The following is a 12,581-nucleotide window of genomic DNA, read 5'->3' as shown; positions in this document are numbered from 1 at the left end:
AACTTCGGAAGCCAATCCTCCCCCGGAACACGGTCGTCGCGCTGCGCTCCGCATGGCTCCGCGCGCCGCCCTCAAACCACGCCAACCTCACTCAAGCCAATCGAATGCCCTTGACTCACAAATCCCCATATGAGGGTGGGCAAAGGCGCGGAAGCGCCGTGCCCACGATCTTTCACGTTATGCAAGGTGGTGGGCACGCTTCCGCCTTCGCTCTTCGAGCTAGGGCGGACAAGTCGCTTTGCCCACCCTGCGAGACCTCCGCCGCGTCTTACTCCGCAGCTTCCGCGTAATCGCTCACCGGCGGGCACGAGCACACCAGGTTGCGATCGCCATAGACGTTGTCGACGCGCCCCACCGGGCACCAGTATTTGTCGGTGCGCGAGGTGCCCGCGGGGAAGCAGCCTTCGGCGCGGGTGTAGGCGCGATTCCACGCATCATCGGCGATGTCGTGCACGGTGTGCGGGGCGTGGCGCAGCGGCGAGGCCTCGATCTTGAAGCGGCCGCCTTCGACCTCGGCGATTTCCTTGCGGATCGCGATCATGGCGTCGCAGAAGCGGTCCAGCTCGGCCTTGGATTCCGACTCGGTCGGCTCGATCATCAGCGTGCCCGGCACCGGGAAGCTCATGGTCGGGGCGTGGAAGCCGTAATCGATCAGGCGCTTGGCGATGTCGTCCACGGTGACGCCCGAGGTCGTCTTCAGCAGGCGGGGATCGACGATGCACTCATGCGCGACGCGGCCCTTGGCGTTCTTGTAGAGCACCGGGAAGTGCGCATCGAGGCGCGCGGCGATGTAGTTGGCGTTGAGGATCGCGATCTCGGTGGCGCGCTTCAATCCGTCGCCGCCCATCATCAGGATGTAGATGTAGGAGATGGTGAGGATCGAGGCCGAGCCGAACGGCGCGGCCGAGACCGGGCCGACCGGAGCGTCGGCTTGCGTCGCCGGATGACCCGGCAGGAACGGCGCGAGATGCGCCTTCACGCCGATCGGGCCCATGCCGGGACCGCCGCCGCCATGCGGGATGCAGAAGGTCTTGTGCAGGTTGAGATGGCTGACGTCGGCGCCGTAATCGCCGGGGCGCGACAGGCCGACCTGCGCGTTGAGATTGGCGCCGTCCAGATACACCTGGCCGCCATGGCCGTGCACGATGTCGCAGATCTCGCGGATGTGCTCCTCGAACACGCCATGCGTGGAGGGATAGGTGATCATGACCGCGGCGAGGTCGTTCGAATGCTTCTCGGCCTTGGCGCGGAGATCATTGACGTCGACGTCGCCGTTCTTCTCGCAGGCGACCACCACCACGTCCATGCCGACCATCGCGGCCGAGGCCGGGTTGGTGCCGTGGGCGGAGGAGGGGATCAGGCAGATCTTGCGATGCGTCTCTCCGCGCGCGGCATGATAGCCGCGGATCGCGAGCAGCCCGGCATATTCGCCCTGCGCGCCCGAATTCGGCTGCAGCGAGATCGCGTCATAGCCGGTGATGTCGCACAGCCATTTTTCCAGCCGCGCGAACAGCGCATGATAGCCGGCGGCCTGCTCGCGCGGGACGAACGGATGCAGCGTCGCGAACTCCGGCCAGGTCAGCGGCATCATCTCGGTGGTCGCATTCAGCTTCATCGTGCAGGAGCCGAGCGGGATCATGGCGCGGTCGAGCGCGAGGTCGCGATCGCTGAGCTTGCGCATGTAGCGCAGCATCTCGGTCTCCGAGCGATGTGCATGGAAGACGGGATGCGTCAGGAAGTCGGTCGCGCGCTTCAGCGCCTCCGGCAGCGCCTCGCGCGTGGTGGCCTCGATTTCGGCATAGGAAAGCGTGCCGCCGAAGGCGCGCCAGACGGCTTCCACCGTCGCTTGCGTCGTGGTCTCGTCGAGCGCGATGCGCAGATTGGTCTCGCTGATGCCGAGATTGATCTTCTCGGCTGCCGCGCGCGCGATGATCTCGGCGCGCTTGGCGCCGGCGTCCACGCTGAGCGTGTCGAAGAAGCTTTCGCTATCAGGCGCAAAGCCGAGCTTGCGCAGGCCGGCGGCGAGCACGGCGGCGCGGCGATGCACGTTGCGCGCGATCTGCGCCAGGCCCTCGGGGCCGTGATAGACCGCGTACATCGAGGCGATCACGGCGAGCAGCACCTGCGCGGTGCAGATGTTGGAGGTCGCCTTCTCGCGGCGGATGTGCTGCTCGCGGGTCTGCAGCGCCAGGCGATAAGCCGGCGCGCCGCGGGAGTCCACGGAGAGGCCGACGATGCGGCCGGGCAGCGAGCGCTTCAGCGCATCGCGCACCGCCATATAGGCCGCGTGCGGTCCGCCATAACCCATCGGCACGCCGAAGCGCTGTGCCGAGCCGATCGCGATGTCGGCGCCGAGCTCGCCGGGCGAGGCCAGCAGCGTCAGGGCCAGCAGGTCCGCGGCAACGATCGCGAGCGCGCCCTTGGCCTTCAGAGCCGCGATTGCGGGCCGGAGGTCGCGCACCGCGCCCGAGGAGCCCGGATATTGCAGCAGCGCGCCGAGCACGTCGGTCTTGTCGAGATCGGCGAGAGGATCGCCGACGATCAGATTCCAGCCGAGCGGCTCGGCGCGGGTGCGCATCACAGCGAGCGTCTGCGGATGCACGTCCTTGTCGACGAAGAAGGCCTTTGCCTTCACCTGCGAGTGGCGCTCGGCGAGCGCCATCGCTTCGGCGGCGGCGGTCGCTTCATCGAGCAGCGAGGCGTTGGCGACGTCGAGCCCGGTGAGGTCGCAGATCATGGTCTGGAAGTTGAGCAGCGCCTCCAGCCGGCCCTGGCTGATCTCGGGCTGGTAGGGCGTGTAGGCGGTGTACCAGGCGGGATTTTCCAGAATGTTGCGCTGGATCACCGCGGGCAGGATCGTGCCGGAATAGCCTTGGCCGATCAGCGAGGTGAAGACCTGGTTCTGGGCCGCGAGCTCGCCCATATGCGCGATCGCCTCGGTCTCGCTCAAGGGCTTGCCGAGATCGAGCGGAGCGGCCTGCCGGATCGAGGCCGGCAGCGTTTCCGCCATCAGCGCATCGACGCTCTTGGCGCTGACGGTCTCGAGCATTGCGGTGACGTCGCGCGCCGACGGGCCAATGTGGCGGCGAACGAAAGTGGCGGCGGCGTCGCCGCTGGATTTACGGTGCGCGGTCATCGCTTGCTCCATCGTCCTTAAGCTGTATGCGCCTTGTAGGCAGCCTCATCCATGAGGCCGCCGAGCTCGCTCTTGTCGGCAATCTTGATCTTGAAGAACCACGCCGCGCCCTGCGCGTCCGAGTTCACCAGCGCCGGCTCGGCGGCAAGTGCCTCGTTGGTCTCGAGCACTTCGCCGGTAACAGGCGCGTAGACGTCGGAGGCGGCCTTGACCGATTCCACGACGGCGGCGGCTTCGGCCTTCTTCAGCGCGCGGCCGACCTTGGGCAGTTCGACGAACACGACGTCGCCGAGCTGGGACTGCGCGTAGTCGGTGATCCCGACGGTGGCGACGTCGCCGTCGATGGCCAGCCATTCATGGTCGGAGGTGTACAGCGTCGTGGTCATTCACAGGTCCTCAGCGTTTGTAGGTGTTTTTCACGAAAGGCATGGTGGCGACGGTGAGCGGCAAACGTTGCCCGCGCACCTCGGCGAAGATTTGCGTGCCGAGCGCGCTCAGGCTTGTGGGCACATAGCCTATCGCGACCGGCGCATTCAGGCTCGGGCCGAAACCGCCCGAGGTGACTTTTCCAATGGGCTCGCCCGCACTCGCGTCCGCAAACAGCAGCGCGCCCTCGCGCACTGGCGCGCGGCCTTGGGCGAGCAGGCCGACGCGGCGCCGGGATGCGCCGTTGTCGAAGTGAGCAAGGATCTTTTCGGCGCCGGGAAAGCCGCCGGCGCGTGCGCCACCGGTGCGGCGGCTCTTCTGCACCGACCATTCCAGCGCGGCCTCGACCGGCGTGGTCGTGGTGTCGATGTCGTGGCCGTAGAGGCAGAGGCCGGCCTCGAGCCGCAAGCTGTCGCGGGCCCCTAAGCCGATCGGCATCACATCGGGGTTGTCGAGGAGCTTTTTGGCGAGGGCTTCGGCATCCGCGGCGGGCACCGAAATTTCAAAACCGTCCTCGCCGGTATAGCCGGAGCGCGAGACGAAGCAGGCGAGGCCGGCAACCTTGTGCGGGCCGGCATCCATGAACTTCATGGCGGGTGCCTCTGCACATAATTTCGCCAGCGCCGATTCCGCCTTCGGGCCCTGCAGCGCGATCAGCGCGCGGTCTTCAAGCGAATCGATGATGCAGGTGTCCGAGAGATTCGCGCGCAGATGCGCCTCGTCCTCGGCCTTGCAGGCGGCGTTGACCACGAGGAACAGGTGATCGCCGAAATTCGCGACCATCAGGTCGTCGAGAATGCCGCCATCTTCATTGGTGAACTGGGCGTAGCGCTGGCGGCCCGGTGCAATTGCCACGATGTCCTGGGGCACCAGCCGCTCCAGCGCGCGGGCGGCGTCCTCGACCTTGCCCGACTTCGGCCGGAGCGCGATCTGGCCCATGTGGGAGACGTCGAACAGGCCGGCCTGGTTACGGGTCTGGAGGTGCTCCTTCAGCACGCCCGCCGGGTACTGCACGGGCATGTCATAGCCCGCGAACGGCACCATTTTGCCGCCCAGCGTCACATGGAGGTCGTAGAGGGGGGTACGTTTCAGGGAGTCTTTGTCGTCACGCACTGGCATCACAGGGGTCCTCGGCGGTTCCCCGGGGACGATTCCCCGGAAGCAACCAGTCGAAGCCCCATCTGTCGCTGTGCCTGAGAGTATTATCCCGTCGGCGGACGCTATCCGGGTCTTAAGCCCGCCAGCGCCTCTTTCCAGATGTCGTCAAAGCCACGCGGTCCTTTTGCCTGAGAGTTTCCGGGGCGGTTGCTCCTTCGGCGCCGGCTACCAGATGCCGGTCTCTCCCGACGTGGCCGTACGATATAGATGGGTACAGACCACAGCCCGGCCAAGCCTGTCAACGCGCACCTGACGCCTTTCAACGGGATTGCGCGCCTGCGGCAACCCACTGATCTCTCTGCACAGTTTCTGGACACCGAAGCTGGCCTTGTCTAAAAGCGCTTTGGCCCGCAGATAACAGCCCAAACTTGCGTTTGGGTGGCAATTGAGCGGGTCCAAGCACACCCGATTGGATGAACATGAGCGGCGTCAACGAGATCAGGTCGACCTTTCTGAACTTCTTTGCCGAGAACGGGCACGAGATCGTGTCGTCCTCGCCATTGGTGCCGCGCAACGATCCGACGTTGATGTTCACCAATGCCGGCATGGTGCAGTTCAAGAACGTCTTCACCGGCGTCGAGAAGCGGCCCTATCAGCGCGCCACCACCTCGCAGAAATGCGTGCGCGCGGGCGGCAAGCACAACGACCTCGACAATGTCGGCTACACCGCGCGCCATCTCACCTTCTTCGAGATGCTCGGCAACTTCTCGTTCGGCGATTACTTCAAGGAGCGCGCGATCGAGCTCGCCTGGACGCTGATCACCCGCGACTTCGGGCTCAAGAAGGACAAGCTGCTCGTCACCGTCTACCACACCGACGACGAGGCGGCCGGGCTCTGGAAGAAGATCGCCGGCTTCTCCGACGACCGCATCATCCGGATCCCGACCTCGGACAATTTCTGGGCGATGGGCGACACCGGCCCGTGCGGTCCGTGCTCGGAAATCTTCATCGACCGCGGCGATCACATCTGGGGTGGCCCTCCCGGTTCTCCAGAGGAGGACGGCGACCGCTTCCTCGAGTTCTGGAATCTCGTGTTCATGCAATATGAGCAGGTGACGAAGGAGGAGCGCGTGGATCTGCCGCGTCCCTCGATCGACACCGGCATGGGCCTCGAGCGCATGGCCTGCATCATGCAGGGCGTGGACAGCGTGTTCGAGACCGACCTGTTCCGTCATCTGATCGATGCGACGTCGTCGGCGCTCGGCACCGGGCCGAACGAGCAGACCGTCGCCTCGTTCCGCGTCATCGCCGACCATCTGCGCTCTTCGGCCTTCCTGGTCGCGGACGGCGTGCTGCCCTCCAACGAGGGCCGCGGCTATGTGCTGCGCCGGATCATGCGCCGCGCGATGCGCCATGCGCAGCTTCTCGGCGCCAAGGAGCCGCTGATGCATCGCCTGGTCTGGGCGCTGGTCCGCGAGATGGGCCAGGCCTATCCCGACCTGATGCGCGCGGAAAACCTGATCGAGGAAACGCTGCGGCTGGAAGAGACCCGCTTCCGCAAGACTCTTTCGCGCGGCTTGGCCATCCTCGACGAGAAGTCGGCGACCCTGAAGAAGGGCGACATGTTCGACGGCGACGTCGCCTTCACGCTGTACGACACCTACGGCTTCCCGCTCGACCTGACGCAGGATGCGCTGAAGTCGCGCGGCATCGGTGTCGATCAGGCGTCCTTCACCGACGCGATGGAGCGCCAGAAGGCCAAGGCGCGCGAGTCCTGGAAGGGTTCGGGCGAAGCGGCCTCAGAAGCAATCTGGTTCCCGCTGCGCGAAAAGCTCGGGGCGACCGAATTCCTGGGCTACGAGACCGAGAGCGCCGAAGGCGTGGTCTCCGCGCTGGTGAAGGACGGCCAGGAGGCCAAGAGCCTCAAGGCCGGCGAGACCGGCGCGATCGTGCTGAACCAGACGCCGTTCTATGCGGAGTCCGGCGGCCAGGTCGGCGATACCGGCGTGCTGACCGGCGAGGGCGGCATCAAGTTCCGCGTCACCGACACGCAGAAGAAGCTCGGCGATTTCTTCGTGCATGTCGGCACGGTCGAGAGCGGCGAGCTGAAGGTCGGCACCGCGCTGCAGCTCGAGGTCGATCATTCGCGGCGCTCGTCGATCCGCGCGCATCACTCGGCGACGCATCTCATTCACGAGGCGCTGCGCCAGGTGCTCGGCGACCACATCGCCCAGCGCGGCTCGATGGTCGCGCCGGATCGCCTGCGCTTCGACTTCGTGCATCCGAAGCCGATCACGGCGGAGGAGCTTGCCCGCGTTGAGGACATCGCCAACGACGTGGTGCTGGAGAATGACGAGGTCACCACCCGCGTCATGGGCGTCGATGAAGCCCGTGAAGCCGGGGCGCGCGCGCTGTTCGGCGAGAAGTATGGCGACGAGGTTCGCGTCGTCTCGATGGGCAGGACCGCGCGCGAGCGCGGCGCCAATGCGCTCGGCTGGTCGGTCGAGCTTTGCGGCGGCACGCATGTGCGGCGCACCGGCGATATCGGCCTGATCACGCTGACCGGCGAGAGCGCGGTCGCTTCGGGCGTACGCCGCATCGAGGCGCTGACCGGCAATTACGCGCGCAAGCACGCCAACGAAACCATGGCGCTGGCGAAGACCGCGGCGAGCGAGCTGCGCACCTCGATCGACGACGTCCCGGCGCGCATCACCGCGCTGATGGAGGAGCGCAAGAAGCTCGAGCGCGAGCTCTCCGACGCCCGCAAGAAGCTGGCGATGGGCGGCGGCGCCTCCGCCGGCGGCGACGGAGCAGCCGCGGCCGTGCGCGAGGCCGGCGGCGTCAAGCTGATGGCGCGCGCGGTCGAAGGCATCGAGATGAAGGATCTCAAGAGCCTTGCGGACGACGGCAAGAAGCAGATCGGCTCCGGCGTGGTCGCCATCGTCGGCGTCACCGAGGACGGCAAGGCCGGCGTCGTGGTCGGCGTCACCGCGGACCTCACCGCGCGCTTCAACGCGGTCAATCTGGTGAAAGTCGCCTCCGAGGCGCTCGGCGGCAAGGGCGGTGGTGGCCGCCCCGACATGGCGCAGGCCGGCGGCCCCGACGGCGCCAAGGCGACCGAGGCGCTCGCGGCGATCGAAAAAGCGATGGCAGGCGCGTAGGTCGCCATGCGCCTCGTTCCGCGAGGGCGTGGCCTGCGCGATCCCGACTTGAGGGATCGCCTCTACGAATTGCTGGAGCACGATCCCTTGGCCTATTCGGCCGGATCGCGCTTCATCCAGCTCATCATCGGCGTCATCGTGCTCAACGTCGCCGCGATGATCCTGGCCTCGGTGCCGGAGCTGGATGAGCAGTTCGGCACGCTGTTCTCGGCCGTCACCATCCTCTCCGTGATCGTGTTCGCGCTGGAATACGCCGCGCGGCTGTGGACTGTGGCGGGCCACACGCCACGCAGCGGCTCGGCGCTCGCCGACCGGCTCGGCTATGCCTTCTCCGCGCTCGGCATCATCGACCTCATGGCGTTCCTGCCGGCCGCGGTCGTGCTCGTCACCGGCCGGCACGCGACGCTGGCGGCGCTCGGTGTGCTGCCGTTCTTCAAGCTGATACGATATTCGCCGGCGATGCGCTCGCTGCTCGCCGCCGTGCATGCCGAGCGGCGGGCGCTGATCGGCTGCGTCGTCATCCTGATCGGCGCGGTGCTGACGTTCGCCTCGCTGCTCTACGCCATCGAGCGCGACGTGCAGCCCAGCAAGCTCGGCACCATTCCGGATGCGATGTGGTGGGCGATCGTGACGCTCGGCACCGTCGGCTATGGCGATGTCGTGCCGGTGACGCCGCTCGGCAAGCTCGTCTCCGTCTTCACCATCATCAGCGGCTTTGCCATGATCGCGCTGCCGGTCGCGATCATCTCGAGCGCGTTTGCCGAAGAGGTGAAGCGGCGCGACTTCGTCGTCACCTGGGGCATGCTGGCGCGGGTGCCCTTGTTCTCGCATCTGTCGGCGGTGGAGATCGCCGACATCATGCGGCTGCTCCGCGCGCGCACCATCGAGCAGGGCGAGGTTTTGGTGCGGCGAGGGGATGACGCTTCGTCGATGTATTTCATCACCGCCGGCGAGGTCGAGATCACGTTGCCGAACCAGCAGGTGCGCCTTGCCGACGGCACCTTCTTCGGCGAGATCGCGCTGCTGCACAAGACCAAGCGCAGCGGCACGGTGACCGCGACGCGCAAGACGCGGCTCCTGGTGCTGGACGTGCAGCATTTTCATGCCCTGATCGAGCGCATGCCGACCCTGGCCGCCCACGTCCACAAGACCGCGAAAGCGCGGCTCGAAGAGACCGGCGATCTGGCCGCGACGGAGCTCGCGCAGGCCGAACGCGAGGCCCCCGACCGCTGAGACGTCAGCCCTTCTTCAGGAAGACATAATCGGCCGAGTAGGGCGCGCTCTTGAACTCGCCGGCCTTGTCACAGGCGCCGTCGAGCTTGCCGCCATGGGTGTTGATGCGCTGGACCGTGGTCACAGGCGTCAGCACGCCGCTGCCGCGGTGGGCGGTGACGTCCAGCTTCAGCCAGGGGATATCAGCGGCCGTGGTGCCCGGCGCGTTGCCGATGGCCTTGCCGGCGACGGCGCTGCCGTCGGCATGCTCCCAGTTCGGCCCGGCATAGTGGCGCCCGATGGTCTTGCCCTCGGCGAACAGCGTCGCGATCGGCTCGCGAAACGCCCAGGCGAGCTTGCCGTCGGTGCCGGCCTTGCACTCATAGACCTGCGCGCCCTCGGCGTGGACGCTGAGCACGACGCTCTCGCCTGATGCGGCGATGGCCGCGGGGAGGGGCTCTGCGGCGACAGCCGGTCCGATCAGGGCCGCGAGCAGCAGGATGGGGGCAGCAAGCTTGGTGAACATGGTGATCTCCGAAAGCGCTCTCAAAAAAGAAACGGGCCGCGCTTTCGGCGCGGCCCGTGATGATGTCCGGCCCAGTCGGGCGGAATTGCGGACGGCTCAGGCCGCCAACGCCTTCGTCAGGTTTTCCGCGACCTTGTCGAGGAAGCCGGTGGTCGAGAGCCAGCGCTGGTCGGCACCGACCAGGAGCGCGAGGTCCTTGGTCATGTAGCCTTCCTCGACCGTGTCGACGCAGACCTTCTCCAGCGTCGCCGCGAACTTCGCGAGCTGCGGGTTGTTGTCGAGCTTGGCGCGGTGCGACAGGCCGCGGGTCCAGGCGAAGATCGACGCGATCGAGTTGGTCGAGGTCTCCTTGCCCTTCTGGTGCTCGCGGTAGTGGCGGGTCACCGTGCCGTGGGCGGCTTCGGCCTCGACGGTCTTGCCGTCGGGGGTGAGCAGCACCGAGGTCATCAGGCCGAGCGAGCCGTAGCCCTGCGCGACGGTGTCGGACTGCACGTCGCCGTCGTAGTTCTTACAGGCCCAGACATAGCCGCCGGACCACTTCAGCGCCGAGGCCACCATGTCGTCGATCAGGCGGTGCTCGTAGGTCAGGCCCTTGGCATCGAACTCCTTCTTGAACTCCTTGTCGAAGATCTCCTGGAAGATGTCCTTGAAGCGGCCGTCATAGACCTTGAGAATCGTGTTCTTGGTCGACAGGTACACCGGATAGCCGCGCAGCAGGCCGTAGTTGAACGAGGCGCGGGCGAAGTCGATGATGGAGTCGTCGAGATTGTACATCTCCATGGCGACGCCGGCGCCCGGAGCCTTGAACACTTCCTTCTCGATCACGGTGCCGTCCTCGCCGACGAACTTCATCGACAGGGTGCCCTTGCCCGGGAACTTGATGTCGGTGGCGCGGTACTGGTCGCCATAGGCGTGGCGGCCGATGATGATCGGCTTGGTCCAGCCGGGAACCAGGCGCGGCACGTTCTTGCAGATGATCGGCTCGCGGAAGATGCAGCCGCCGAGGATGTTGCGGATGGTGCCGTTCGGCGACTTCCACATCTGCTTGAGGTTGAACTCCTTCACCCGGGCCTCGTCCGGGGTGATGGTGGCGCACTTGACGCCGACGCCGACCTTCTTGATCGCCTCGGCGGCGTCGATGGTGACCTGATCGTTGGTGTGGTCGCGGTACTCCATGCCCAGGTCGAAATACTGCAGCTCGACATCCAGGAACGGGTTGATCAGCTTGTCCTTGATGTACTGCCAGATGATCCGGGTCATCTCGTCGCCATCGAGCTCGACGACGGGATTGGATACCTTGATTTTTGCCATGATCGGGGAAGCCCTCTTGGGAACGGCGCCGCTTGCGCCAATTTGAATATCCGCCGCCTCTTAGCACCTGATAGCAGCGGGCGAAAGCCAAGTGATTATGCACTTTTAGCTCATCCAGCTTCCGTAGATGGGGGGCGGGGAGCGGACCTGCCGCAGGGACGCGGCTGAGGTTTCAGGCGAGATTCAAAAGGCGAATCTAACCCCGTTATTTCGCTTGAGAATTTTGTCAGGACAGGCAAACGACAGGCGAACGGCCAGCCGGTCCAAGAGCGGAGCAAGGCCCGGCTTTGAATCAATTCCTGAAGAGAGCCTTTCCAAGGCCTTGAGAACCAGTGTGAAAGCGAGACGAGATGTCGGGGACTGACAAGACCAAGGCGGGCCTTTCCCTCGACGGTCCCATCGTGATCCTCGTCGAGCCGCAGCTCGGCGAAAACATCGGCATGTGCGCACGCGCCATGGGCAATTTCGCGTTGGGTGCCCTGCGCATCGTCAACCCCCGGGACGGCTGGCCCAACATCGCGGCACAGCGGGCGGCTGCCGGCGCCGATCACATTCTGGAAAAGGTCGAATTGTTCGACACGGTCGAGCAGGCTGTGGCCGACCTCGACCTGCTGTTCGCCACCACCGCGCGCCCGCATGACCAGGCCAAGCCCGTGGTCGGGCCGGAGGCGGCGGCCAGCGAGATCGCCGGGCACGTCGCAACCGGCGGCAAGGCCGGTATCCTGTTCGGCCGGGAGCGTTGGGGGCTGACCAATGAGGAGGTCGGGCTCTCCAACCGTATCATCACCTTCCCGGTCAATCCGGGCTTCGCCTCGCTCAACCTCGCCCAGGCCGTGCTGCTGATCGGCTATGAATGGTTCAAGCGAATGACATCGGGCGAGTTGCCGCATGCCATGCCCGAGCGTTCCGAGCGCGCCTCGCAGCACCAGATGCAGGCCTTCTTCGACAACCTCATCCGTGAGCTCGACCGGGTCGAGTTCCTGCGCCCGGCCGAGAAGCGCGACACCATGCTGGTCAACCTCCGCAACATCTTCAGCCGGATGGAGCCGACCAAGCAGGACATGCACACCTTGCACGGGGTCGTCATGGCGATCGCGGAAGGGCGCAAGGGCCCGGCCAAGGGCGGGGTGCTCGACGGCGAGCAGGCCACACGCCTGCGCGCGCTGCTGGCCGAGCACGGGCAGGGCGGCGGCGTCCCCGACAGCGGCTCGACCGTGCGCGGCCTTGCGCGCCTGCTCCGCCGCAATCCGACCGATGCCGAGCGCCTGCTCTGGCAGGCCCTGACGCGCGACCGCCGTTTCGCCGGCCAGTTCAAGCGCCAGACCCCTGTGGGGCGCCACATCCCGGACTTCGTCTCGTTCCCGCACCGGATCGCGGTCGAGCTGGTCAATCCGGGCGAAGGCGAGACCATCGCGGCGGATCGCGCCTCGCGGCGCGCGTGGCTGGAGGCGCGGGATTATCGCGTGATCGACATTCGTGCGGCGGACGTGGAGCGCGATCTCGAGGCAGAGCTGGTGCGGCTGCAGGGGATGGTGGAGCAGGGCGCGTAGGCTTTGCCAGCGCACAGCATTCGTAGGACCTCCTACCCGTGGTCAAGGGGTGTTTGTCCTTGATGGTCGAGAGTAGCGCCGTGCTCGCCGCTGTCGAGGACGCTTCGCGCCGGCTGCGCCGGTGCCGATGGCATCCTTGACAGTGTCTGCGCGCGACGCTC

Annotated in this window: 8 protein-coding genes and 1 riboswitch; of the genes, 3 read left to right on the top strand and 5 right to left on the bottom strand. The window is 66.3% G+C overall.

Annotated elements, in window-relative coordinates:
- Positions 1–268 precede the first annotated feature (268 nt).
- From gcvP to gcvT, 3 genes are read right to left on the bottom strand one after another with little or no spacing between them, the layout of a single operon-like run.
- Entirely contained in the window at positions 269–3,136 is a 2,868-nt protein-coding gene (gene gcvP / locus VGR99_RS05170; RefSeq protein ID WP_326897236.1) for an aminomethyl-transferring glycine dehydrogenase, read from the bottom strand.
- 17 nt (positions 3,137–3,153) lie between these two features.
- Positions 3,154–3,522: a glycine cleavage system protein GcvH gene (gene gcvH, locus VGR99_RS05165; protein WP_326897235.1), complete on the bottom strand. Its 369-nt coding sequence runs from the start codon at positions 3,520–3,522 to the stop codon at positions 3,154–3,156.
- A gap of 10 nt (positions 3,523–3,532) precedes the next feature.
- Entirely contained in the window at positions 3,533–4,681 is a 1,149-nt protein-coding gene (gcvT, locus tag VGR99_RS05160; protein ID WP_326897234.1) for a glycine cleavage system aminomethyltransferase GcvT, read from the bottom strand.
- 146 nt (positions 4,682–4,827) lie between these two features.
- Positions 4,828–4,918: riboswitch (glycine riboswitch) on the bottom strand.
- A gap of 221 nt (positions 4,919–5,139) precedes the next feature.
- Between gcvT and alaS the strand changes: the two genes are divergently transcribed.
- Together alaS and VGR99_RS05150 are read left to right on the top strand one after the other, a co-directional pair.
- Positions 5,140–7,821, top strand: a complete 2,682-nt coding sequence (alaS, locus tag VGR99_RS05155) for an alanine--tRNA ligase (RefSeq protein ID WP_326897233.1) — start codon at positions 5,140–5,142, stop codon at positions 7,819–7,821.
- A 6-nt stretch (positions 7,822–7,827) separates the two neighbouring features.
- Positions 7,828–9,054 carry a cyclic nucleotide-gated ion channel gene (locus tag VGR99_RS05150; protein WP_326897232.1) on the top strand — a complete coding sequence of 409 codons (1,227 nt, stop codon included), beginning with the start codon at positions 7,828–7,830 and terminating at the stop codon, positions 9,052–9,054.
- 4 nt (positions 9,055–9,058) lie between these two features.
- On the opposite strand, the gene VGR99_RS05145 is transcribed toward VGR99_RS05150, so the two are convergent.
- Complete coding sequence (locus VGR99_RS05145; RefSeq protein ID WP_326897231.1) at positions 9,059–9,559, bottom strand: DUF3455 domain-containing protein; 501 nt, start codon at positions 9,557–9,559, stop codon at positions 9,059–9,061.
- A 96-nt stretch (positions 9,560–9,655) separates the two neighbouring features.
- Complete coding sequence (locus VGR99_RS05140; protein ID WP_326897230.1) at positions 9,656–10,870, bottom strand: NADP-dependent isocitrate dehydrogenase; 1,215 nt, start codon at positions 10,868–10,870, stop codon at positions 9,656–9,658.
- Between the two features lie 350 nt (positions 10,871–11,220).
- Between VGR99_RS05140 and VGR99_RS05135 the strand changes: the two genes are divergently transcribed.
- Positions 11,221–12,420 carry a TrmJ/YjtD family RNA methyltransferase gene (locus VGR99_RS05135; protein ID WP_326897229.1) on the top strand — a complete coding sequence of 400 codons (1,200 nt, stop codon included), beginning with the start codon at positions 11,221–11,223 and terminating at the stop codon, positions 12,418–12,420.
- Positions 12,421–12,581 lie beyond the last annotated feature (161 nt).

Source organism: Bradyrhizobium sp. (genome assembly GCF_035935975.1).
In the GTDB taxonomy this organism is placed as follows: Bacteria; Pseudomonadota; Alphaproteobacteria; order Rhizobiales; family Xanthobacteraceae; genus Bradyrhizobium.
This window is presented reverse-complemented; position numbering and strand designations above follow the sequence as displayed.

Coding starts and splice junctions, on each gene's coding strand:
- gcvP (WP_326897236.1), bottom strand. CDS start 3,136: ATGACCGCGCACCGTAAATCCAGCGGCGACGCCGCCGCCACTTTCGTT.
- gcvH (WP_326897235.1), bottom strand. CDS start 3,522: ATGACCACGACGCTGTACACCTCCGACCATGAATGGCTGGCCATCGAC.
- gcvT (WP_326897234.1), bottom strand. CDS start 4,681: ATGCCAGTGCGTGACGACAAAGACTCCCTGAAACGTACCCCCCTCTAC.
- alaS (WP_326897233.1), top strand. CDS start 5,140: ATGAGCGGCGTCAACGAGATCAGGTCGACCTTTCTGAACTTCTTTGCC.
- VGR99_RS05150 (WP_326897232.1), top strand. CDS start 7,828: ATGCGCCTCGTTCCGCGAGGGCGTGGCCTGCGCGATCCCGACTTGAGG.
- VGR99_RS05145 (WP_326897231.1), bottom strand. CDS start 9,559: ATGTTCACCAAGCTTGCTGCCCCCATCCTGCTGCTCGCGGCCCTGATC.
- VGR99_RS05140 (WP_326897230.1), bottom strand. CDS start 10,870: ATGGCAAAAATCAAGGTATCCAATCCCGTCGTCGAGCTCGATGGCGAC.
- VGR99_RS05135 (WP_326897229.1), top strand. CDS start 11,221: ATGTCGGGGACTGACAAGACCAAGGCGGGCCTTTCCCTCGACGGTCCC.